Origin of the sequence: Posidoniimonas polymericola, assembly GCF_007859935.1 — a bacterium.
GTDB lineage: Bacteria > Planctomycetota > Planctomycetia > Pirellulales > Lacipirellulaceae > Posidoniimonas > Posidoniimonas polymericola.
In genome coordinates, this window is the sequence record NZ_SJPO01000007.1 from 14,124 (window position 1) to 35,479 (window position 21,356).

Below are 21,356 nucleotides of genomic sequence, written 5' to 3' on the forward strand. Positions count from 1 at the left end.
CTAGCCTACAGCAATGGCCCAACGGGCAGCGCTACGTAGCGCGCCCCTTCCGGGCTTCGAAAAAACAATCCAACCCCTACCCAGGGCTACGCCCTGGGCTGTGAAAGCGCGCCCCGTTGGGGCTCAACCACGAAGACACCCCCGATGCTAACCAGCCAGTACCTCTTCGCCGCCTGCCAGGCAGGCGCCCAGAACGCCCTCAAGCAAGAGGTCGAGTTCCGCGCGCCCGAATGGCGGCTGTCGTTCAGCCGCCCCGGCTTCGTCACGTTCAAGGCGCCCGGGCCGGTCTCGCTCGCCAGCGAGGAGATTCCGCGCATGACCTTCGCCCGCACCCGCGGGCTGTCGCTCGGCAAGGCGACCGGCACCGACCAGCTCGACGAGCTGGTCGGTCAGGTGTGGGCGTCCGAGCAGGTCCAGCAGCTGGTCGCCGAGCACGCGCCGCTAGCCGTGCACGTCTGGCGGCGGGACGAGGTCGTGCCCGGCGCCGACGGCTTCGAGCCGGGCCGTGACGAGCTGAGCGCGATGGTCCGCGCGGCCCTCTGCGCGGCCGCGCCCGAGGGCGCCCTGCACAACCCACAGACCCCGCCGTCCGAGGGCGCCGTGCTCGACGTCGCGCTGGTGGCGCCGAACGAGTGGTGGCTGGGCGCCCACCTGATGAAGTCCCGCGTCGACCGCTGGCCCGGCGGCGTGCCGAACCTCAAACTCCCCGAGGACGCCGTCAGCCGAGCGTACCTCAAGATCGAGGAGGCCCTCCGCTGGGCCGCCCTGCCGACCCACGCCGGCGACGTCTGGGTCGAGATCGGCTGCGCCCCCGGCGGCGCCAGCCAGGCGCTGCTCGAGCGCGGCATGGGCGTGATCGGCGTCGACCCGGCCGATGTCGACCCGCTGCTCGACGAGCACCCCGACTTCATGCACCTGAAGATGCGGGCCGGCGACGTCCGCCGCAAGGAGTTCGAACCGGCCCGCTGGCTGGCGTGCGACGTGAACGCCGCCCCGCAGTACACGCTCGACGCGGTCGAGCCGATCGTCTCGCACCGGGAGGTCTCGATCCGTGGCATGATCCTCACGCTCAAGCTGCCCGACTGGTCGCTGGCCGAACCCGCCGCGCTCGACGCGATCGTCAAACGCGTGAAGGGCTGGGGCTACAAGGACGTGCGGCTCCGGCAACTGGCCTTCAACCGCCGCGAGTTGTGTTTGGCCGCGCTGCGGAGCCGCGGTCAGCGGCGGCTGCGGCGGTAGTTTTCCGGCCGGCTCATTCTTTATAAGGGTGCCGGGGGCGCTCCCGTCAGGGCAGCCCCCGAGACGTACTAGCCGTCGCTCGCACACAGCCGGGGGCTTCCGCTACCGCGGAGCGCCCCCGGCAGCCGTCCTGCAGTGAACTGAGGCAAACTAGAATGCCCCACGCCAAACCGAACCTTCCAACCAAATCCTGCGCCCACTGCGGCAGGGACTTCGCTTGGCGGAAGAAGTGGCAGCGGTGCTGGGAGCAGGTACGGTACTGCAGCGAGCGGTGCCGCAACGCGGCGAAGGCAGAGCGGCGCTAGTCGTTTCGCAGCACTTGCTTCTCGGCGCGGCGCCAGTAGCGGCTGAAGCGTTTGAGGTCGACGCCCTCGGGCAGGGTCACGATTGGCTCGGGGTCGATCCAGTCGACTGTTAGCTGCGTTGCTAGCTGGGCGCCCTGGCGTTTGAGGCGGGGCAGGGGGCTGCGGGCGGTGACGATGCGGGTGGCGTGGTGCTCCTGGGCGAATCTCGTGACCTCGGCGACGACGTTCCCCTTGCGGATCTCGACGCCGGGCATCTCGAGCAAACACTCGTACATAAACACGATCCGTTTGAGCGAGATCTGCTCTGTTTCAATCCACTGCTCGTCGAAGATAAACACGGACGGCGTTTCGGGCGACTGCCACGCGGGGCTCAGCATCTCGTCGTGGACCCAAGTGATCGCGTTGCTCATTGCGGGGTGGCTCCTGGGAACAGCCGGGCGTTGAGTTCGTCGTAGCTGTCGGCGAACGGCGAGGCGCCGTCGGCGTCGGCGCCAGTGAACCGGCCGCAGGTGACGTGCTGCAGGTTTTCCTGGTTGAAGATGTACGGCTTGGCCGCGAAGGTGCTGGCGACCCACTGCCACGACAGGTTGTTCGAGGCGAGGTCGCCGTCGAGCAGGTGCGACAGCATCCAGGCGGCGCCCGCCTGCCAGCGGACGCGCCGCCAGTGGACCAGGTAAGCGGCGATCTTCATCCGCAGCTGGTTGTGCAGGTAGCCGGTCTCGTGCAGCTCGCGGACGACGCCGTCGACGAAGTCGTTGCCGGTCTCGGCGTTCACGAAGTCATCGGGCAGGGAGTCCTGGTAGTAGTCGGCGTCGAAGCCGGTCTTGTACGGCTCCTGGTCCTCCCACACGTCGTCGCCAATCTCATCAAGCACCCTTCGCCAGTAGTCACGCCAGGCGAGCTCCTGGAGCAGCTTGTAGGCCGACTGGGGCGAATCGACCTGCTGCTTCACGCGGCTGATCGTCTCGGCGAGCCCCAGCACGCCGTGGCGGAGGTAGGGCGACAACCCGGTGACCGCCCCATCGAGCGAGTTCCGCGTCCGCCCGTAGGCGACCGGGTCGACGGCGTCGAACTGCTGCTCGGCGGCTGCCAGGCCACCGCGGATGTCGGACACGAAGTCCGAAACCGCCGCTGCCTCCGGAAACTCCGTGCGGACGTAGTCGATGAGCTGCTCTCGGTTTTCGAAATCGCGTCGCATATCGCGTGCTGCTCTTGCTGCTGCCCAATTCGCTGTAGTTCCCAATCATAGGCACGCGATGGCATTCGGCGACCCGCCGGCAGTTTCTCGCTGCGGCGGCAGGGAGCGGCGTGTGCACGTGGGGGCCAAGTTGAACAGGCATGCGGTCCATTTTGCTGTCGAAAAGAGCCACCCGGCGCGGTCCAATTGGGGCGTGGAGAGTGCTCGAACAAGCATGGTCCAGGCGCGTCTCCGTCGCATAGCTACCGGTGGAAGCCGGCAGCTTGTGCGGTTGCGCGTTGCGGGACGCCTCACACCCCGGCTTCCGCCGGAGGTTGCTTCGAGGCGCCTGATGCAGCGATGGTGCGGGGTCGCGAAAGACTTTTGTCCCCGCTGCGTGCAAGATCGGACAAAAGTCGGAGCGTAGAACGGGAGGGAAAGCTCGCAGCCACTGCTATAGCAGGTTCAACTGGCCCTTGCGGCCGGCGGTAGCGCCCGACTTTTGTCCCTATCAATCGATGTCGCTACAGGGGACAAAACTCAGCAGGGACAATTGTTCCGCGAGCCGCGCTCGGCTACAGCGTCACCTCGTCGCCCGAGCTGCCGACGCGGATCGTCTTGCGGCCGAGGTCGTGGTAGGCCTCGACGCGGCGGACGGTGCGGTTGCGGGCCCGCATCAGGATCGACGTCGTAACGGCGTGGTGGTTGCGGTAGCGGATGCCGGGCAGCATCGGCGAGTCGCTGATGCCGGTGGCCGCGAAGATGATGTGCTCGCCCGGCGCCATCGACTCGACGTCCCACACGCGGGCGAGGTCGTCGGGGGTGCAGCGGTGCTCGGCTTTGAGCGTGGCGAGCTCGTCGTCGGACTTGGGCCACATGCGGCAGAGCTGCTGGCCGCCGAGGCACTTGATGGCGGCCGCGGCGATCACCGCCTCCGGGCTGCCGCCGACGCCGACGTACGCGTCGACGCCCGAGTCGGGCAGGCTCGGCGCGATCGCGGCCGCGACGTCGCCGTCGGGGATCAGGCGGACGCCGCAGCCGACCCCGCGGAGTTCGGTGATGATCGCCTCGTGGCGGGGGCGGTCGAGCACCACGACGACCAGGTCGCGGACCCGCTTGCGGAGCTGGCCGGCGACCGTGCTGAGCGTGGCCCGCAGCGGCGCGTCGAGGTCGACGTGCACGTCGGACTCGGCGACAATGGGTCCGACCGCCAGCTTCTGCATGTAGTGCGAGGGGATCGCCGGGAACAGGCCGGATGGGTTGTCCTCGGGCCGCGTGCAGGTCGAGGCCGCGATCACCGAGATCGCGCCGGGCAGGCCCTTGGCGGTGAGCGTGGTGCCGTCGATCGGGTCGAGCGCGATGGCGGCGGGGATGTGGTCCTCGCCCCAGGCGCCGAGCCGCTCGCCGGTGAAGATGCCGGGCGCGTCGTCCTTGCGGCCCTCGCCGATGCGGACCAGGCCGCGGCACTCGATCAGCTCGAACATGCCGCGGATGGCGTCGGAGGCGGCGTAGTCGGCCGTGTTCTTGTCGCCCCGGCCGAAGTGCTTCCAGGCCGCGAGCGACGCGTTCTCGGTGCAGCGGACCAGGTCGAGGTCGATGGCGCGTTCTGGGTCGTGTCGGGGCATAGCACACCTGCGGGCCAGAAGAGAGGGAGACGCTCCCGAGGGCGGCTCTACCAGAAGTATACGTCACGTGGGGCCGTAGCCACCGCAACGTGGTCCGCGGGAGGATGCAGAGTCGGTGAGAACAGAAGCGGAAAGGCAACCGGAGAGGGGAACGCCGCGCAGGGGCAGCAATCTTCCCCTTTCGGCATTCGCCTTTCCCCTTTGACACCTCGGCCCGGATCGGCCGGCAGCCACGCGATTCGGGCGAGTTGCCTACGCCGTGCCGCCCGGCTTGCGGAACACGACGCCGGTGTCGACCTGGGTGAAGTCCATGCCGCGGTAAAGGTTGAGCGCCGGCTCGTTGTCCTGCATGACGTGCGCCTCGAGCAGGGCGACGCCGCGCTTGCGGAGGGTCTTGAACGATTCATTCAGCAGGAACGAGGCGAGCTTGCGGCGGCGGTGCTCGGCCGGGACGTGGAGCTCGCGCAGGCCGGCGGTGCGGATCCCCCAGCGGGTGGCCAGCGGCTCGATGTCCCAGAACTCGACGCGGGCGAGCGTGTCGAGCGTCCGCCGTGGCGTGAGGCGGAACACCTGGCGGTCGGCGTCGGCCAGCCGGTTGGCGTCCCACCAGTTGGTGACTGCCGGCGAGAAGTTCTGCTGAAACTGGGTCTCGCGTTTGAGCAGCCGCTGCTCGCGCGAGACCGCGGGGCGGTGGCGGGAGAGCTCGTGGTGCAGGACCAGCGCGCGGGCGGCGACCTCGTAGCTGGACTGCTGGAAGGCGTCGGTCATCAGGCGGTCGGACTCGAGCACGCCGGAGAGCTCGCTGCCGCCGTACAGGCCGAGGTAGAAGCCGTCGAGCGGCCGCATGCCGCCGCCGTACAGCACCTTGGCCCCGCGGGACCGGAGGTACTCTTCGGAGGCCGCCAGGAGGTCGGCGATCAGCTCCGGGGAGCGCATGGTCGGCAGCGTCATCAGCATCTGGGTGGCGCCCATCGAGTAGTCGATGCTGCTGCCGTCGTCGCTGGGGCCGAAGCCGCCGTGCGCGAACCCGATCGGCCGGCCGTTGCGGCACGCGACAATCATCCCCTCCGGGTCGAACGTCTGCTTGGAGAACAGCAGCTGCTCGAGCAACGGCGAAGAGACCGGCTGCACCAAGCCCCGCTGGGGCGGCTGCCGATTCCATACCTCCGCGATGGCGGGGGGGTCCGAGTTTCTAAAACTGCGCAGTTGGAACAACGCGCTGCCGCGGAGTATGAGTGCTTGAGTCGTGACAGGGCAGCCGTGAGTCGTGGCAGGGCAGCCGTGAGCCGTGACGGGGCAGCCGTGGGCCGTGACGGGGCAGCCTTGACGGGGCGGCTTCGCGTCGGCGCCTTAGGCCGGCGGATCGAGGCGTACCCATATCCTATCGCTACGGACCTGGACCGCAAAGGACGCCTGGCGGATGGTCTGGCTGAGCTGCTGGCGGCCGGTGCGGACATCGTACTGCCAGCCGTGCCAGGGGCAGGTCAGCGTGCAAGCCTCCAGCCGGCCCTTGCCGAGCGGGCCTCCCTGGTGGGCGCAGATCCCGTCCAGGGCCAACAGCTCGCCGTCGACATTGGCGACCGCCACGATCCGGTCGCCCGCGACCGCCTCGATTACCTCGCCGGGCGGGAGCTGGTGGGCGGGGCCGAGGTCGTGCCAGCCGGGGCCTGCGGTCTGCGGGTCGTCAGGCATCGGCGGTGGTCCCTTGGGGGGCGGTTGTCTCGGTGGCGGCGGCCTGCCCTTGAGTTGAGGCCTGTTGGCTCAGGCGTTTCAGGGCGCGGGGCGGCGGCGTTCCCTTCCAGCGGCGGTGGACCCACCAGTACTGCTCGGGGGCCTTGAGGATCATCCGCTCGAGCTGGCCGGTGTACCACTCGGTCAGGGCCGGCACCGAACCGTAGGGGAAGCCCTCGGCGAGTGGGTCGACCTGGTCGGCGAGCTCGATCTCGAACTGCAGCGGGCCGCCGATGCGGCGGGTCGCCGTGACGAGGGTCGGCGCGTCGTACCCTAATGTGAACAGCGCTACGGCCTTGTGGGTCGACGCCGGCTTGCCAAAAAAGTTGACCCAGCACGCCTTGTCGCCGGCGGCCTGGTCGCCGAGCAGCGTCAGCGTGCCGCCGCTAGAGAGGAGCGTCTCGATCGCCTCGCGGCTGCCGTGCTTGGGGAGCATGTGCTGGCCGGTGCGGCCGCGGAAGTCGTTGACGAACCTGTCGACATAAGGATTGTCAAGCGAGCGGGCGACGGTGTGCGAGGGGAAGCCGAACAGCCCGAGCATGAACCCGCCGAACTCGAAGTTGCTGTAGTGGCCAGAGATGACCACCTTCGGCCGGTCCTGCAACAGCGTGGCGACAGTTTCGCGCATCTGCCTTACGCGGCAGTGCCGCCGCCAGGTGGTGCGGTGCACGGCGCGGGGGGCGTGGGCGATCTCGGCGACCATCAGGAACAGGTGCCGCCACATCGCCTGGGCGACCACGCGGCGTTGTGCCGGGGTCGCTTCGGGCAGCGCGAGCGTCAGGTTCTCGTCGACCAGCCGGCGGCGGAAACCGAGCAGGCCGCCGACCAGCTTGCCGAGCATGTCGGCGGCCTGCTCGCACGCCGACAGCGGCAGCGCCTGGATCACCGCGATCACCACCCGCAGCACGGCGTACGCCGCGTAGTCGGCGGCGGCCTTGGTCACGGGCGGGCGGCTGGCGTGGGAGTTCATTCCGCGATTGTGACAAAGACGCCGTTGGCCAGGAAGCGCGATTCGCGATTGCCGCGGCGGCTAGCCGAGCTTGACGGTCTTGCCGGTTTTGGCCGACTTGTAAATGGCCTCGATAATCGCGACGCTCTTGCGGCCCTCGTGCCCGTCAACCGCCGGCGTGCCGTCCTGCTGGATCGCCTTGACGAAGTCTTGGATCTGCAGGGCGTGGCCGTGGTGGCCAATGGCCGACGGGTCGGCGGCGCCGCCGCCGGTGCTCTTGGATTTTTTCATCTCGGCCAGGATCTTTTCGTCGGCCTTCAGACGCTTCGCGAAGTCCCAGGTCTTGAGGTCCTCCTCCTCGAGCACCGCGGTGCCGTGCGACCCGTGCAGCTCAATCCGCTTGAGGTAGCCGGGGTAGGCGGCGGTGGTGGCCTCGATCACGCCTAGCGCGCCGCTGGCGAAGCGGAGCGTCGCGACCGCGGTGTCCTCGACCTCGATCCGCTCGTGGGCCAGCGTGGCGGTTTGGGCCTGGATCTCGGCCACGGGACCCATCAGCCACTGCAGCAGGTCGACCGTGTGGATCGCCTGGTTCATCAGGGCGCCGCCGCCGTCGAGCTTCCAGGTGCCCCGCCATGCGCCGCTGTCGTAGTACTCCTGCGTGCGGAACCACTTGACGTAGGCGTCGCCGAGCGTGACGCGGCCAAAGCGGCCCTTGTCGATTGCACGCTTCATCTGGACCGACGAGCCGTGGAACCGCGACGGGAAGATCGCGGCGAGCTTCACACCCGCGGCCTCGCAGGCGGCGATCGCCTTGTCGCACCGCTTCGTGGTGACCTCCAGCGGCTTCTCGACAATCACGTGCTTGTCCGCTTTGGCGGCGGCCACGGTCGGATCGAGGTGGGCGCCGCTCGGGGTGCCGATCGTCACCGCGTCGATGGACGGGTCGGCCAGCATCTGCTTGAGGTCGGCGTAGGCAGTGATCCCGAACTCGCCCGCTAGCCGCTCGGCGTTCGCCGGATTGCGGTCCACACAGCCAACCAGCTTGGCGCCCCGCACCTCGTTGATGGCGCGGGCGTGAAAGCGGCTGATCATGCCGCAACCGATGATTCCGAATCCGATAGGCATAGCGTGCGGTGGGTACCAACAGGGGATGAGTTCCAGGGGCTCGAGCGGCTAGTATAAAGGGGCCCCGTGCTGTGTTCTACCCGCCGGCCTCAACAACGACTTTCCCCTTGCTATGCCCGATCCGACTCCAGCGACCGACCCCTACGAGCCCCGGCTGCACGTGGTGCTGTACCAGCCCGAGATCCCCTACAACACCGGCAGCGTCGGCCGGACGTGCGTCGCGCTGGGGGCCAAGCTGTGGCTGGTCCGCCCGCTCGGTTTCCAGGTGGACCACCACAACCTCCGCCGGGCGGGGCTCGACTACTGGCAGCACCTGGCGTGGGAGGTTGTTGACGACTGGCGGGCGCTGACCGAGCGGCTGCCGTTCGAGCGGTTCTGGTGCTTCACCAAATTCGCCAAGCGGAACTACACCGACGCCCGATTCCAGGAGGGGGATGTGCTGCTGTTTGGCCGCGAATCCCAAGGGCTGCCGGAGGAGATCCGCACCGCGGCGGGCGACCGGGCCGTCTCGTTCCCGACCCGGTCCGAGGTGCGAAGCCTGAACCTGTCGAACTGTGTGGCCATTGCCGGGTACGAGGCGCTGCGGCAGTGGGAGTCGGCCGGTTAGCGGACCCCGCGGCTATTTTCCCGGCGAGCGGCCTTTCCCTAGAGGGTACAATCACCTCCAATAGGTTGGTCTCGCTACAGGTCCCCATTCCCGTTGCCGCTATGTCACTGGCTACCGACTTCCAACACATCCTCACGCCCCAGGCTCCCATCGCCGAGCGGACCTGGTTCCGCACCGGCGGGGCCGCCGAGTTCTTCGCCGAGCCGCAGAGCGTCGAACAGCTGCAGGAGCTGGTGAAGCGGTGCCACAGCGAGGGGCTCACCGTGCGGGTGCTCGGCGGCGGGTCGAATATCCTGATCCGTGACGAGGGGGTCGGCGGCATGGTGATCAGCCTCGCCGCACCCGCGTTTGCGGCGATCTCCGCCACCGGCACGTCGATCAAGGCGGGCGGCGGGGCGGTGCTGGCCGAGGTCATCAGCGAGTCGGTCCGCCGAGGCCTGGCGGGGCTCGACCCGCTGGTCGGCATCCCCGGCGTCGTGGGCGGGGCGCTGCACGGCAACGCCGGCTCGCGCGGCGGCGACATCGGCCAGTGGACCTGCTCGGCCACGGTGATGACCCGCTCGGGCGAGATCGCCACACGGACCCGCGACGAGATGGTCTTCGCGTACCGCAAGAGCAGCCTCGATGAGCTCGTGATCATCGACGCCGAGTTCCAACTCGAGGAAGACAACCCCGAGCAGCTCACCAAACGCCTCCAGAAGCAGTGGATCATCAAAAAGGCGAGCCAGCCGATGGTCGACGAGCGGACCGGCAGCATCTTCAAGAACCCCCGCGGGATGAGCGCCGGCATGCTGATCGACCAGGCCGGGCTCCGCGGCGCGAGCGTCGGCGACGCCCGGGTTAGCGAGAAATACGCCAACTTCATCGTCGCGGGCGCCGGCGCCACTAGCACCGATGTCCTCAAGCTGATCGACACCGTCCGCAGCCGGGTGGCGGAGCGGCTCGGAGTCGAGCTGGAAACCGAGCTCGATATCTGGTAGACACCCACCCGTGGCGCCTGTGTCAGGGCGGCGGCGGGCAGGAGGCCTGTCGCAGCGCACCGTTTTCTAGCGGCGCCACCTGATGCAGGGAGGCGCCCCGTGGCGGAGCCTAACAGCGGCAACCTGATCTCCGCCATTGTCACCTCGGTGGCTGCGCGCCGCCGCGTGCTGCTCGGCGGAGCCGTGCTGGTGGGTCTCGGTTGGGTCGGCTCGACCGCCTGGCGGGTCTCGCAGGGGCCGCTACGCAACAGCCCGCACTATCAAATCTCTGTCGAGTCGGTGCAGATCTCCCCGCCCCCACCATGGGTGCGGGTCGACATCCGCTCGACTGCCATCGACCGCGCCGCCATGCAGGGCCCGCTCTCGGTCATCGACCCCGAGCAGAGCATCGCCCGTATCGCCCAGGCGTTCCGCGGCGAGCCGTGGGTCCGCAAGGTCAACCGTGTCGAACTGCAGGCGCCCAACGGCGCCCGCGTCGACCTCCAGTGGCGTCAGCCGCTGGCGGTGGTCGAGCTCGCCACGGACGCCGGCCTCGTCCTCACGCCGCTCGACGCCGAGTCGGTCCGCCTCCCGTCCGCCGGGCTGCACGACGGCGAGCTCCGCCGGCTGCCCCGCATCACCCACATCCAAGACGCGCCGCCCGAGGGCGAGGCCTGGGCCAACCCGCAGGTCAACGGCGCCGTCGCGCTCATTAGCAGCCTTGGGCCCGCCTGGACCAGGCTCAGCCTGGCCGACGTGGTACCTAGCCGCATGCCCGAAATCCGCGGCGACCAGCAGTTCTACCAGTACGAGCTGCTGACCATCGGCGGCACGCGGATCTACTGGGGCGCCGCGCCCGGCGTCCCCGCGGACGAGCCAGCCTTCAATGCCAAGCTCACCACGCTGCAGCAGTTTGTCCAGCGCGAGCAGGTGCGGCTCGACTCGGACTACTCTCCTAAGACCATCGACCTCCGCCACGGCTTCGACACGACCAAACGGATCGCGAAGAAAAACGACGGCAAGCGTACCGCCCAGGCGCCCGACGACCCGGACAGCGAGGTCGTTAAGTAGGAATCGCCGCCGGGGCTAAACCGCTTCGGGATCGATATCGAGCGCAGCCGCGTCTTGGCGGCGGAGCTCTTCCTCGGCCGCGATCTGCTCGGCCAGCTCTTCGCGGACCACCGGCATGTTCGCCGGCGCCTCGATGCCGAGCCGCACGCCGCCCGGTCCGGCCTTGACCACGGTCACGACAACCTGGTCGCCAATCAGCAGACGCTCGCCAATTTTGCGGGAAAGGACTAACACCGGGGAGGGATCCTTGTGAGGGGCCGGCTTAAATCCATGCATGCCGGTTGACGACAGCGTATCGACTGGTCGCGCAGAATGCAACGAGCCAAGGCCATCGAGTCAAGCGGAGTTTTCTGCCGAAACGACGCCCTACCGTTGGGTTTGGGTGGTTTAGGTTGTCTGGTGCGGACTAGCTAGGCGGCGGCTCCTTTGCCAGACCGCTGATTGTCTTAAACGCTGCGGCGCTCGAGTCGACGCACCACTCGAACAGGGCAGCCTCGGTGGTGGTCGGCGTCACGCCGGCGGCCGTCATCCGCTGGAGCGCCGTCTGGTGGTCGACCGGACTCCGCGAGCCAACCGCGTCGACCGCCAGGTAGACGCGAAAACCGGCGGCCAGCAGGTCGAGCGCCGTCTGCTGCACGCAGACGTGGGTCTCGAAGCCGGCGAGCAGCACCCGGTGTCGGCCCGATGCTTGCCACGCGTCGAGCACGTCACCGCACTCGCGGCAGCTGAACATCCGCTTGGGGCTGGTCTGCTGATCTCCGCAGGCCGCGGCCAGGTGTCCGGCTAGTTCGGGGACGGTTGGGCCGAGTTTTTCGGGGTACTGCTCGGTCGCCGCGGCCGCCACGCCCGTCGCCGCTGCTCCCCGCAGTAGCCGGCCGCAGTTCCAAGTGATTCTTGCCGATTCGCCCACCGCCGGCGCCAACCGCTCCTGCACGTCGATCACGAGCAGGGCCGTATCGTCGACGTTCATCAGTTCTGGGCTGCGAGGCAGGGGAGCGGGCATTCGATCGGTAGTTGGTTAAAGGGAGACCAGTTGCTCGAGGCTGGGGCTGTTAGAATAGTGCCCCAACGCCCCACCGCCAATTCACCACCCCCGCGGTCATCCGCCGCAGAAGGCAGCACCCACACCTATGGCCTCGGACGCCAAGACGCTCTGCGACTGGTCGAAGAAGGACTTCGCCAGCAAGTTTGACCTGCTCAAGACGATTGTCGCCGACCCGCGCTTCGCGTGCATAAAGTGCGGCCGCGCCGCGTGCGACAAGAAGTGGCTCTGCAAAGGCAAACCGCTGGAGAAGTGAGGCTCTAGGCAAGCCGCGCTGCCCGCCCTTCTCCGATGGGTTTTGTCCCTGCCGAGTTTTGTCCCGTTAGGCGACATGCAATTCTAGGGACAAAAGTCGGGCCCCATCTCGGCCGAGGCTCTCTGTAAGTCGTTGCGGTGGTAACCATTGCGAAAATCGCCTTCTTTCCCGACCGGCGACTTTTGTCCGTTTGTGCGCGCCGGCGCGGACAAAAGTCGCCGAGTCTCACTGCCGCTACTGCCGTGCGGCTACCTTCAATCGCCTCCCCTATTGGACCGCGCGGCGTGGCTCTTTTTGACAAAGATCGATAAGACTGTAGCAGCACTCTCCGAGTGGTCCCGCTCGATGCCGCGCACCCAGAAAGACTCGGCCGTGCGGAACAGTATCCAGCAACTGGCGGCGGAAGCCGGCAGTGCGTCCACCGCGCACCGCAAGCATGGGCCAGGGAGTCTTGAGTGACGCACCAGAACGGCGCTACTGAGAGAGTAGAACGACCATGGCGCCGCGGACGGTCGGTCCGCAGGTGTTGGCGCCCGGTGTGAAGATTTGCGGAAGATGGTTCCTATCTGTTCGGAACGCGGTAGAGTGCGGGGGTTTGGGCCCCGGAGTGTCGTCGCTGGGCCCCTCGTGTACAACGGCGGGCGGACTGCCGCCGCTCGCTCTTGAGCGTGCCCCGCGTTTTCCTGGAGCCTGTCGAATGCTGCGTCGACCGCAACGGTTACTATCGAGCTTCGCCATACTGCTGCTGGCGGTAGGAGCCGGCGCTTTGGACGCCGCCGCGCCCGCCGCCGATAACGCCAAGGTGGGTCCGCAGCCGAACGGGCAGGGCGTCACCCCGGTGAACCAGATCCTCACGCCGCACGGGCGGCAACTTCACCTGCCGGGCATGCGGCCGCAGGCGGTCGCGCTGTCGCCCAATGGCCGCATCCTGGTCACCGCCGGCAAGACGAACGAGATCGTCGTCGTCGACCCCGACAGGGCGGTCGTGGTGCAGCGGGTGGCGCTGCCGGCCAAGCTGCCCGAGAACCGCTCCCAGCCAGAAACCAAACAGGCAGTCGTCCCCACCGACACTGATGGCCAGCTCAGCTACAACGGCCTGATCTTCTCGCCGCAGGGCGACCGGCTCTACATGAGCGACGTCAACGGCTCGATCAAGGTTTTCGACGTCGACGACTCCGGCCACGTCGAGCCGTCGTTCGCTTGGAGCGTGCCCGACGCCAATGCGCCGCGTCGCAAGGCCGAGGCGCCGAGCGGACTCGCGGTTTCGACGGACGGATCGCGGCTCTACGTCTGCGGCAACCTTTCTAACCGGCTGTTCGAGCTCGACACCGACACAGGCGAGGCATTACGGGTGTTCGACGTCGGCGTCGCGCCGTTCGACGTCGTTCTGATGGGCGAGAAGGCGTACGTCAGCAACTGGGGCGGCCGGCGTCCTGAGCAGGGCGACCTCACCGGACCGGCAGGCCGCGGCACCGTCGTGCGGGTCGACCCCGTGCGGCACATCGCCAGCGAGGGCTCGGTCAGCGTCGTCGACCTCGCCTCTGGCCAAGTTCGCAACGAGATCATCACCGGCCGGCACGCTAGTGGGCTCGCGTCTTCGCCCGCCCACCCTTACTTGATCTGCTGCAACTCAGAGAGCGACCACCTCAGCGTCATCGACACCCGCACCGACTCGGTCGTCGCCACCCTGTGGACCAAGGCGAGCCCGGCCGACCTGCTCGGCGCAGCGCCGAACGCGGCGGCCTTCGACGCCGCGGGCCGCCGTTTGTATGTCGCCAACGGCTCGCAGAACGCGGTCGCCGTCTTCGACTTCGACGCCGACGAGCCAGAGGAGTCGAAGCTGATCGGGCTGGTCCCGGTCGGCTGGTACCCCGGCGCGGTGCTGGTCGACGACGCCCGCAACACGGTGGTCGCGGCGAACATCAAGGGCCTTGCCGAGCGGCCGAAGGACTACGGCGGCGGCGCCGTGCCCGACGCCAAGGGGTTCAACTCGCACCACTACCACGGCTCGCTCTCGCTGTTCGAGATCCCCGCTGACGAGCAGCTGGCCGAGCTCTCCGAGCAGGTCTCGCGCAACCTCCGCACGCCGCGGATCGCCGACGCGCTGCTCCCCGCCCGCCCCGATCAGTCGCCGCGGCCGATCCCCGAGCGGATCGGCGAGCCGAGCCTGATCAAGCACGTGGTGTACATCATCAAGGAGAACCGCACGTTCGATCAGGTGCTCGGCAAGATCGGCCGCGGCGACTGCGACCCGTCGCTGTGCATCTTCGGCCCCGAGATCGCGCCGAACCACTACAAGATTGCCCGCGACTTTGTGCTGCTCGACAACACCTACTGCTGCGGCATCCTCAGCGCGGACGGGCACCAGTGGAGCACCACCGCCTACTCGACCGACTACATGGAGAAGAGCTTCGCCGGCTTCCCCCGCAGCTACCCCGACGGCATGGGCGTCGACGAGGACGACGCGCTCGCCTACGCGTCGTCGGGCTTCCTCTGGGACTCCGCGATCAAGCACGGCGTGTCGATCCGCAACTACGGCGAGTTCATGGGCCCGTCGGTGCGGTGGCGGGACCCGAACCGGCAGGGGAGCCCCGACTTCACTGCCTGCTACCAGGCGTGGAAAAACGGCACGGACGATGTCGTGTTCGCGTGCTGGCCGAGCGTCGAGACGCTGCGCGACATCTCGCCGCTGGACTACGTCGGCTGGGAGATGTCGGTGCCGGACCAGTACCGGGCCGATTTCGTGCTGCGTGAGCTGGCCGAGTTCGAGAAAAAGGGCGAGTACCCGCGGCTGACGATCATCTGCCTGCCCAACGACCACGCCAGCGGCACGCGGCCCGGCTGCCCCACGCCGGCCGCCTGCATCGCAGACAACGACCTGGCGTTCGGCCGGATTCTGGAAGGCCTGAGCCACTCTAAGTTCTGGCCGGAGATGGCCGTGTTCGCCATCGAGGACGACCCGCAGGCGGGCTGGGACCACGTCAGCGGTTACCGCACGATCGCGTTCTGCGCGAGCCCCTACGCCAAGCGGGGCGCACTGGTCAGCACGCAGTACAACACGACCAGCGTGCTGCGGACGATCGAGCAAATCCTCGGCCTGCCGCCGATGAACCAGTTTGACGCCAGCGCCACACCGATGTTTGACTGCTTTGTCGATGAGCCGGATCCGACGCCCTACGACGCGGCCCCGGCGCTAGTGCCACTTGACCAGATGAACCCCGACCCGGCGGCCATCACCGACCCGGTGCTCCGCGAAGATGCCCTAGTATCGGCGTCGTTGGACTTTGAGGGCGTCGACCGCGCGCCGGAGGACGTCCTCAACCGCATCCTCTGGCGGGCCATGCGGGGGACCAGCGAGCCGTACCCTGAGTGGGCCATCACCGCCGGCGCCGACGAGGACGACGACGATTGATGGCCGCAAAGTAGCACGACTCTCCTGAGTCGTGTCGCTCGATTCGGAACTAGCGAGCGGCGCACCTGTCCGTTTACTGCCGTCCCTAGCTGCCGGCGAGAGCCGGCAGATCGAGCGTCGGAGATATTCCACACAGGAAGAGGCCACACGTAGATCAGGCTCGAGCGACCCTACTCGGAGAGTAGGGCTATTATGGACTAGTGGGGGCCTCCTATGCCCCTTGGCCTCGGCCTCCTGTCAGCCGACAATGGCGGGTATGGCAGAGAACCTCCGACCCCGCATCCGTTCCACCACGATCCTGACTGTCCGCAAGGACGGCGTTGTCGCCATGGGGGGCGACGGCCAGGTGAGCCTGGGGGACACGGTGATGAAGTCCGACGCCCGGAAGATCCGCCCGCTGATGGACGGCCGCGTGCTGACCGGGTTTGCGGGGAGTGCGGCCGACGCGTTTGCGCTCCTGGACCGGTTTGAGGCCAAGCTGAAGGACTACCCTCGCAACATGCCGCGGGCGGCGACCGAGCTGGCCAAGGACTGGCGTACCGACCGCGCGCTGCGGCGGCTCGAGGCCCTGCTGGCCATCTGCGATGAGAAAGACACATTACTGGTCAGCGGCACCGGCGACGTGATCCAGCCGTCCGACGGCATCCTCGGCATCGGCTCCGGCGGCAACTACGCCGTGTCTGCCGCCCGGGCGTTGGTCAAGCACTCGAGCTTGTCGGCCGAGGAGGTCGTCCGCGAGGCGCTCACCATCGCCGCGGACATCTGCGTTTACTCTAACCACAACATCGTTGTTGAGACGCTTGGTTAGTCCGTTGCCAGTGGTCCGTTGTCCGTTGCAGCAGCGGGCCGGCCCTGCCATCGAACCAATCTCGGCCTGCGGAACGCGAATAGCCCCAGCAAGCGGCATTGCCGAGGGCAGCAACGGACAACTGACGACGGACCACTGACGAACCTATGAAAGAACTTACCCCCCGAGAGATCGTTAGCGAGCTCGACCGTCACATCGTTGGCCAGGCCGACGCGAAGCGGGCCGTGGCGGTTGCGATCCGCAACCGCTGGCGGCGGCAGCGTGTCGACGAGTCGCTCCGCAAGGAGATCGCTCCGAAGAACATCCTGATGATCGGCCCGACCGGCGTCGGCAAGACGGAGATCGCCCGGCGGCTGGCGACGCTGACCGGCGCGCCGTTCATCAAGGTCGAGGCGACCAAGTACACCGAGGTCGGCTACTACGGCCGCGATGTCGAGAGCATGGTCCGCGAGCTGGTGGAAAACGCGATTGGCATCGTCCGCGAGCAGGAGACCGCCGGCGTTGAAGAAGAGGCCAAGCGGCGGGCCGAGAACCGGCTGCTCGACCTCCTGGCGCCGGCGCCCAACTCGTTCCACGTCGGCGCGGGCGAGGACGACTCGGCCGAGCGCTACGAGCGGACCCGCGAGAAGATGCGGGCGATGCTCGCCGGCGGCGAGATGGAAGAGCGCGAGGTCGAGGTCCAGACCGAGAAGAAGACGCAGGCGATGATGATCCCCGGCATGGGCGGCGGGGAGGGGGGCGGCATGGACATCGACATGCAGGGCATGCTCGACAAGATCCTGCCCAAGCAGGTGGTCCGCTGCAAGATGGCGGTGAAGGACGCCCGTCGGGTCTTGTTCGAGCAGGAGTGCGAGGCCCTCATCAACCAGGAGAAGGTCAACGCCAAGGCGGTCGAGCTGGCCGAGAACGTCGGCATCATCTTCCTCGACGAGATGGACAAGGTGGTCGCTACCGAGGGCGGCAAGGGCGCCGACGTCAGCCGGCAGGGCGTGCAGCGGGACCTCTTGCCGATTGTCGAGGGCACCACGGTGCAGACCCGCTACGGCTACGTGAAGACCGACCACATCCTGTTTGTCGGCGCCGGCGCGTTCCACAAGGTGAGCCCCAGCGACCTGATGCCCGAGCTGCAGGGCCGGTTCCCGATCCGCGTCGAACTGAACGACCTGACGCACGACGACTTTGTCCGTATCCTGACCGAGCCGCGCGCCAGCCTGACCCGCCAGTACGCCGAGCTGATGAAGACCGAGGGCGTGACCGTCAACTTCACCGACGACGCCATCGACCGCCTCGCCCAGCTGGCGTTCGACGTCAACCAAACCACGCAGAACATCGGCGCCCGGCGGCTCTACACAATGATGGAGCGGCTGCTCGAGGAGCTTAGCTTCGAGGCGCCCGACATGAAGATGGGCACGGTCGACATCAACGCCGCGTACGTCGACGAGCGGTTCAAGGAGATTACTGGCGACGAAGATTTGAGCCGGTTTATTCTGTAGCGCACTCGCCACGAATCGGGTGCCGGGGGCGCTCCGCGGCAGCGGAAGCCCCCGCGATGTACGGGCCGAGGCTGGTGCTTCTCGGGGGCTTCCCTGGCGGGAGCGCCCCCGGCACTCGCATCCCCGAGTCGTTTGTCAGCTACAGCAGCGTGTCGTCGAGCTCCCACACCGAGCGGTAGGCGCCTTCGATCTGGAAGTACTCCAGCACCGAGGCGTAGAACGCGTCGCCGCCCAGGGTGGCGCTGTCGCCGATCGCCCGCAGGGACCGCTTGGCCCGGGTCAGGGCGACGTTCGAGCGGCGGGCGTCGGCGAGGAAGCCGATCTCGCCCATGGGGTTGCTGCGGACGAAGGTGAGGATGACGGCCTCCTTCTCGCGGCCCTGGAAGCCGTCGACGGTGTCGATCTCCAGCCCGTCGATCCGGAGCCGGTTCCGCAGCAGCCGGACCTGGGCGGCGTAGGGCGCAATCACGGCGATCTGCTCGGCCTCGAGCCCCGCGTCGAGCAGCTGCTTGACCTGCGTGACGACCCAGCCGGCCTCCTTCGGGTTGCGTTTGCTCTCGCCGTCGGGCTCGAGCTCCTCGTCCCAGCCGGCTCCGGCGGTGTCCCAAAACTCGAGGATCGGTTGCTCTTCGGCCGTGTCCGTCGGCAGGATGTCGGCCAGCGTGTGCTGCTTCACGGAGACGTCCGCCACCAGCTCGCCGTTGTAGAAGTGCTCGCTCGAGAACCGCATGATCGACTCGTGCATGCGGTACTGCACGGTCAGGCGGCGGAAGATTGCATCGCCGAAGCGGCCGACCAGCCGTTCCATTGGGCTGATGCGGAGGCCCTCGTGGGCGGCCTCGCTGGAGAGCACCGTGGGGGGCAGCTGGCAGTGGTCGCCGGCCAGCACGATGCGGTCGGCGCGGAGCACCGCCTGCCAGAGGGCGGGCTCGGTCGACTGGCACGCCTCGTCGATGACGACCAGGGGGAAGCGGCGGTCGCCGAGCAGCTCGTCGTCGATGGTCATCGTGGTGCAGATCACGTCGGCCGAGTCGAGCACCTGCTGCACCACGTGCCGCTCGAGCTGCCGGGCGTGAGAGCGGAGGGTCTTGGCCTCGCCGAACAGCTCGCCGCGGCGGCGGTACGCGTCGCGCGAGCGGGAGATCTTCTCCGCGCTGCAGATCAGCTGCTCGGCCTCGCGGTACATCTCCTGGATGATCTTGGTCGACTCGTCCGCCTCGACCAGTTCGTCGAGTGTGTGGCCGCGGAGCGCCTCGAAAACGCGGGCGGGGTGGCCCACCCGCACGACGGTCGGGACCAGCGGCACGAGCCGCTCGAGCAGGTTGTCGACCGCCGTGTTGCTCGGAGCGCAGGCCAGCACCTTGTCGCCCGCGATCACTGCCTGGTGGACGACCTCGGCGAGCGTGGTCGTCTTGCCCGTGCCGGGCGGGCCGTGCAGGATCGCGAGGTCGCGGGCGGAGAGCGCGAACCGGACGGCGTCCTCCTGCGGCGGGTTGAGGTGGGTCGAGAACCCCACCAACGGCTCGGGGCCGAACCGCGGCTCCTGGAGGCCGAGCAGGGTTTCTGCGAGGCGGGCCTGCGAGCCGGTCACCTGCCGCGTGCGGGCGATCGCCCCCTGCTGGCGGATGCGGGTCCGCTCGTCGGGCGAGAGGTCGATGCGGCAATGCTTGGCGTCGGGCCAGTTTTCGAGGGCGACCTGGATGGCGGTCGATGTGCGGCGGCTCACGACGCCGGGCTGGCCGGCCTCGCCGAGGTTCTTCTCGTTCGAGACCACCACCGGCGAGCCGACCTTGAGCCGGTTCATCGGCAGCCGCTCGCCGGCCGGTTTGGTGAAGTCGATCAGGTAACGCCCGCCCAGGCCGGAGCGGTGGTCGGCGATCCGCAGGTTGACGATCGTCTCGCCCGACCGCTCCGGATCGCCTGACCGGCCCTGCTGCATCCGCTGGGTGAGCCGCTGGCGCTCGGCGGCGCCTTCGAGTTCAAGCCAACGCTCTAGCTGGTCGAAGTAGGCATCGGGGGTCGCCCAGGCCATGCGGTGCTCGGTCGCGGAGGTAGTGGTCGTGGAGGTCCCAGGCAGAGCCGTATAGTGTACAAATTGGTGCTGCGGTGTGTCAGGCGGCGCGACCGCCCCGGCCAGAGGAATCGACAGAGATCAGCACCTTGAGCGACAATGTCTACCGTCCCGGCCCGAGTGACCGCACCGTTTGCGACGCAGCAGGAGCCGTACTGGATGTGCCCGCAGGCTGGAGTCTCTTGCCGCCGGGCGATGCGGCCCTGACACGCCGGGTGAAGGCCGCGGGCGAGTTCTGGCTGGTGCAGGAGAAACGGGGCCGCCGGATGTTCTCCCGTGGCGTGTGGGCGCCCGCCGCGACGATCGAGCGGATCCAGGCCGAACTGGAGGGCGAGCGCTCGACCGACGCCTACGCCAAACGCCGCGAGGCGGACGCCAAGCGGCGCGAGCAGGCGCAGTCCGACTACGTCGGCGAGTTCACCACCGCGGTCCGGCAGTACCTGGCGTTCCACCCCAAGCACGCCGACCTGGGCGACCGGCTGGCCGAGGCGGTCGCCCGGCACGCCACGCCGGTCGGCAGCGGCACGGTCGCCCGGACGAACCGGATCCCGGTCGAGCAGCGGGCCGAGGCGGCCGTCATTGCCTGGATGCGGCACCAAACTACGGCGTACGACTCGCTGAAGATCCCCCGCGTGAAGGGCAAGCGTCGCGAGGTGCGGCGGATGCTGGCCGCAAAGTCGAAAGAGCTGCTGCACCAGTACCGCCAGGGGCAGCCCGCGAGCGATGACTGTGTGCTGCGGGCAGCCCTGCGGAACTGAACCAGGTCTGGGGAGGCAGCCGGCGAGTCGAAAGGGGGGGCTGGCTTGCCGCCGCGTTCTGGTGCGGCGCACGGGAACGGTTTCGATGCGACGTGCCGGAAGCCTTTTTGACGGACCAATAGCGTCCCCCGCTTGAGATGGGGACTGGCACGCGACCGCGGCCCAGTTCTAACCACGGCGTCGGTCGGCGGTGCGGTCGAGCGCCAGTCCCCAATTCAAGCTACCCAAACGATGCAGAGCTAGGCGCTTGCCCTCAGCGCCGATTCGAGCGCCGCCCGCGTATCATCTGGCAGGCCGGTGATGGTCACGTGCCGCGCCTCGCCGTCGAGCGTCTCGATGGCGACCGTAACCGCGTCTGCCGGCAGGCAGGCCTCGACCAGATCGCCCCACTCCACGAAGGTCAGCCCGTCGCCCTCGAAGTACTCGTCGGGCCCGAGGTTGAGGAACTCGTCGTCGTCCTTCAGGCGGTAGGCGTCGAAGTGGTAGACCGGCCGCTGGCCGGCGGTGTACTCGTTGAGCAGCACGAAGGTCGGGCTGGTGATCGTGTCGCGGTTGTTGCCGAGCGCGGCCGCCGCGGCCTGCACCAGCCGCGTCTTGCCTGCGCCGAGCGTGCCGATCAGCGAGACGGTCGTGCCGGGCGGCAGCACGGCGGCCAGCGCCTCGCCGAGGCGGTCGGTTTCGTCGATCGTGGTGATAGAGATTTCGAGCGGGGTCACGATTGCAAGTTG

21 protein-coding genes are annotated in these 21,356 nt (G+C 68.1%); 10 read left to right on the forward strand and 11 right to left on the reverse strand.

The genetic code is table 11. The features are described from left to right. Nucleotides 1–144: 144 nt before the first annotated feature. Together Pla123a_RS14695 and Pla123a_RS25305 are read left to right on the forward strand one after the other, a co-directional pair. Complete coding sequence (locus Pla123a_RS14695) at nt 145–1,239, forward strand: SAM-dependent methyltransferase (protein WP_146588251.1); 1,095 nt, start codon at nt 145–147, stop codon at nt 1,237–1,239. A gap of 155 nt (nt 1,240–1,394) precedes the next feature. Continuing rightward, nucleotides 1,395–1,544 carry a DUF2256 domain-containing protein gene (locus tag Pla123a_RS25305; protein WP_146588253.1) on the forward strand — a complete coding sequence of 50 codons (150 nt, stop codon included), beginning with the start codon at nt 1,395–1,397 and terminating at the stop codon, nt 1,542–1,544. Here Pla123a_RS25305 and Pla123a_RS14705 read toward each other — a convergent pair. The 7 genes from Pla123a_RS14705 to Pla123a_RS14735 form a co-directional block, all read right to left on the reverse strand. Then, on the reverse strand, nt 1,541–1,954 hold the full coding sequence (locus Pla123a_RS14705; protein ID WP_146588255.1) for a deoxyribodipyrimidine photo-lyase: 414 nt from the start codon (nt 1,952–1,954) through the stop codon (nt 1,541–1,543). The two genes, Pla123a_RS25305 and Pla123a_RS14705, sit on opposite strands and share 4 nt — an antisense overlap. Then, nucleotides 1,951–2,742 carry an FAD-binding domain-containing protein gene (locus Pla123a_RS14710; RefSeq protein ID WP_146588257.1) on the reverse strand — a complete coding sequence of 264 codons (792 nt, stop codon included), beginning with the start codon at nt 2,740–2,742 and terminating at the stop codon, nt 1,951–1,953. Before Pla123a_RS14710 ends, Pla123a_RS14705 begins: the two co-directional genes overlap by 4 nt. Nucleotides 2,743–3,296: 554 nt before the next feature. Further along, nucleotides 3,297–4,346 (reverse strand): class II fructose-bisphosphatase, encoded by a 1,050-nt coding sequence (gene glpX, locus Pla123a_RS14715; RefSeq protein ID WP_146588259.1) that lies wholly within the window; start codon nt 4,344–4,346, stop codon nt 3,297–3,299. 252 nt (nt 4,347–4,598) lie between these two features. Further along, the gene (locus tag Pla123a_RS14720; protein ID WP_146588261.1) at nt 4,599–5,477 is read right to left on the reverse strand and encodes a GNAT family N-acetyltransferase; all 879 of its coding nucleotides are present in this window, start codon (nt 5,475–5,477) and stop codon (nt 4,599–4,601) included. A gap of 219 nt (nt 5,478–5,696) precedes the next feature. Next, the gene (locus Pla123a_RS14725; RefSeq protein WP_146588264.1) at nt 5,697–6,038 is read right to left on the reverse strand and encodes a Rieske (2Fe-2S) protein; all 342 of its coding nucleotides are present in this window, start codon (nt 6,036–6,038) and stop codon (nt 5,697–5,699) included. After that, nucleotides 6,031–7,047: a lysophospholipid acyltransferase family protein gene (locus tag Pla123a_RS14730; RefSeq protein ID WP_146588266.1), complete on the reverse strand. Its 1,017-nt coding sequence runs from the start codon at nt 7,045–7,047 to the stop codon at nt 6,031–6,033. Before Pla123a_RS14730 ends, Pla123a_RS14725 begins: the two co-directional genes overlap by 8 nt. Before the next feature lie 60 nt (nt 7,048–7,107). After that, nucleotides 7,108–8,151 carry a Gfo/Idh/MocA family protein gene (locus Pla123a_RS14735; protein ID WP_146588268.1) on the reverse strand — a complete coding sequence of 348 codons (1,044 nt, stop codon included), beginning with the start codon at nt 8,149–8,151 and terminating at the stop codon, nt 7,108–7,110. A 112-nt stretch (nt 8,152–8,263) separates the two neighbouring features. On the opposite strand from Pla123a_RS14735, the gene Pla123a_RS14740 reads away from it, so the two are divergent. From Pla123a_RS14740 to Pla123a_RS14750, 3 genes are all read left to right on the forward strand, one after another. After that, on the forward strand, nt 8,264–8,758 hold the full coding sequence (locus tag Pla123a_RS14740; protein WP_146588270.1) for a tRNA (cytidine(34)-2'-O)-methyltransferase: 495 nt from the start codon (nt 8,264–8,266) through the stop codon (nt 8,756–8,758). Nucleotides 8,759–8,859: 101 nt separating this feature from the next. Continuing rightward, nucleotides 8,860–9,738: a UDP-N-acetylmuramate dehydrogenase gene (gene murB / locus Pla123a_RS14745; protein ID WP_146588272.1), complete on the forward strand. Its 879-nt coding sequence runs from the start codon at nt 8,860–8,862 to the stop codon at nt 9,736–9,738. 99 nt (nt 9,739–9,837) lie between these two features. Beyond that, nucleotides 9,838–10,788 (forward strand): cell division protein FtsQ/DivIB, encoded by a 951-nt coding sequence (locus Pla123a_RS14750; protein WP_146588274.1) that lies wholly within the window; start codon nt 9,838–9,840, stop codon nt 10,786–10,788. A 15-nt stretch (nt 10,789–10,803) separates the two neighbouring features. On the opposite strand, the gene Pla123a_RS14755 is transcribed toward Pla123a_RS14750, so the two are convergent. Next, a complete protein-coding gene (locus tag Pla123a_RS14755) occupies nt 10,804–11,022 on the reverse strand; it encodes a carbon storage regulator (RefSeq protein WP_146588276.1) in 219 nt (72 codons plus the stop codon). A gap of 172 nt (nt 11,023–11,194) precedes the next feature. Beyond that, complete coding sequence (locus Pla123a_RS14760; protein ID WP_146588278.1) at nt 11,195–11,791, reverse strand: hydrolase; 597 nt, start codon at nt 11,789–11,791, stop codon at nt 11,195–11,197. A 127-nt stretch (nt 11,792–11,918) separates the two neighbouring features. Here Pla123a_RS14760 and Pla123a_RS24670 point away from each other — a divergent pair, with 127 nt between their 5' ends. The 4 genes from Pla123a_RS24670 to hslU all read left to right on the forward strand — a co-directional run bounded on the left by Pla123a_RS24670 (nt 11,919) and on the right by hslU (nt 17,799). Further along, a complete protein-coding gene (locus tag Pla123a_RS24670; RefSeq protein ID WP_197527982.1) occupies nt 11,919–12,086 on the forward strand; it encodes a hypothetical protein in 168 nt (55 codons plus the stop codon). A 697-nt stretch (nt 12,087–12,783) separates the two neighbouring features. Continuing rightward, on the forward strand, nt 12,784–15,498 hold the full coding sequence (locus Pla123a_RS14765; protein WP_146588280.1) for a bifunctional YncE family protein/alkaline phosphatase family protein: 2,715 nt from the start codon (nt 12,784–12,786) through the stop codon (nt 15,496–15,498). A gap of 256 nt (nt 15,499–15,754) precedes the next feature. Then, complete coding sequence (gene hslV, locus Pla123a_RS14770; protein ID WP_146588282.1) at nt 15,755–16,306, forward strand: ATP-dependent protease subunit HslV; 552 nt, start codon at nt 15,755–15,757, stop codon at nt 16,304–16,306. Nucleotides 16,307–16,452: 146 nt separating this feature from the next. Further along, entirely contained in the window at nt 16,453–17,799 is a 1,347-nt protein-coding gene (hslU, locus tag Pla123a_RS14775) for an ATP-dependent protease ATPase subunit HslU (RefSeq protein WP_146588284.1), read from the forward strand. Nucleotides 17,800–17,938: 139 nt separating this feature from the next. Here hslU and Pla123a_RS14780 read toward each other — a convergent pair whose 3' ends face one another. Next, on the reverse strand, nt 17,939–19,831 hold the full coding sequence (locus Pla123a_RS14780) for an AAA domain-containing protein (protein ID WP_146588286.1): 1,893 nt from the start codon (nt 19,829–19,831) through the stop codon (nt 17,939–17,941). A 128-nt stretch (nt 19,832–19,959) separates the two neighbouring features. Between Pla123a_RS14780 and Pla123a_RS14785 the strand changes: the two genes are divergently transcribed. Continuing rightward, the gene (locus tag Pla123a_RS14785; protein WP_146588288.1) at nt 19,960–20,628 is read left to right on the forward strand and encodes a DUF2293 domain-containing protein; all 669 of its coding nucleotides are present in this window, start codon (nt 19,960–19,962) and stop codon (nt 20,626–20,628) included. 239 nt (nt 20,629–20,867) lie between these two features. Here Pla123a_RS14785 and tsaE read toward each other — a convergent pair whose 3' ends face one another. After that, complete coding sequence (gene tsaE, locus Pla123a_RS14790) at nt 20,868–21,344, reverse strand: tRNA (adenosine(37)-N6)-threonylcarbamoyltransferase complex ATPase subunit type 1 TsaE (protein ID WP_197527983.1); 477 nt, start codon at nt 21,342–21,344, stop codon at nt 20,868–20,870. Nucleotides 21,345–21,356: the final 12 nt, after the last annotated feature.

Bases quoted from the DNA above. Each gene is read 5' to 3' on its own strand.
- Pla123a_RS14695 (WP_146588251.1), top strand. From the start codon at position 145: ATGCTAACCAGCCAGTACCTCTTCGCCGCCTGCCAGGCAGGCGCCCAG.
- Pla123a_RS25305 (WP_146588253.1), top strand. From the start codon at position 1,395: ATGCCCCACGCCAAACCGAACCTTCCAACCAAATCCTGCGCCCACTGC.
- Pla123a_RS14705 (WP_146588255.1), bottom strand. From the start codon at position 1,954: ATGAGCAACGCGATCACTTGGGTCCACGACGAGATGCTGAGCCCCGCG.
- Pla123a_RS14710 (WP_146588257.1), bottom strand. From the start codon at position 2,742: ATGCGACGCGATTTCGAAAACCGAGAGCAGCTCATCGACTACGTCCGC.
- glpX (WP_146588259.1), bottom strand. From the start codon at position 4,346: ATGCCCCGACACGACCCAGAACGCGCCATCGACCTCGACCTGGTCCGC.
- Pla123a_RS14725 (WP_146588264.1), bottom strand. From the start codon at position 6,038: ATGCCTGACGACCCGCAGACCGCAGGCCCCGGCTGGCACGACCTCGGC.
- Pla123a_RS14730 (WP_146588266.1), bottom strand. From the start codon at position 7,047: ATGAACTCCCACGCCAGCCGCCCGCCCGTGACCAAGGCCGCCGCCGAC.
- Pla123a_RS14735 (WP_146588268.1), bottom strand. From the start codon at position 8,151: ATGCCTATCGGATTCGGAATCATCGGTTGCGGCATGATCAGCCGCTTT.
- Pla123a_RS14740 (WP_146588270.1), top strand. From the start codon at position 8,264: ATGCCCGATCCGACTCCAGCGACCGACCCCTACGAGCCCCGGCTGCAC.
- murB (WP_146588272.1), top strand. From the start codon at position 8,860: ATGTCACTGGCTACCGACTTCCAACACATCCTCACGCCCCAGGCTCCC.
- Pla123a_RS14760 (WP_146588278.1), bottom strand. From the start codon at position 11,791: ATGCCCGCTCCCCTGCCTCGCAGCCCAGAACTGATGAACGTCGACGAT.
- Pla123a_RS24670 (WP_197527982.1), top strand. From the start codon at position 11,919: ATGGCCTCGGACGCCAAGACGCTCTGCGACTGGTCGAAGAAGGACTTC.
- Pla123a_RS14765 (WP_146588280.1), top strand. From the start codon at position 12,784: ATGCTGCGTCGACCGCAACGGTTACTATCGAGCTTCGCCATACTGCTG.
- hslV (WP_146588282.1), top strand. From the start codon at position 15,755: ATGGCAGAGAACCTCCGACCCCGCATCCGTTCCACCACGATCCTGACT.
- hslU (WP_146588284.1), top strand. From the start codon at position 16,453: ATGAAAGAACTTACCCCCCGAGAGATCGTTAGCGAGCTCGACCGTCAC.
- Pla123a_RS14780 (WP_146588286.1), bottom strand. From the start codon at position 19,831: ATGGCCTGGGCGACCCCCGATGCCTACTTCGACCAGCTAGAGCGTTGG.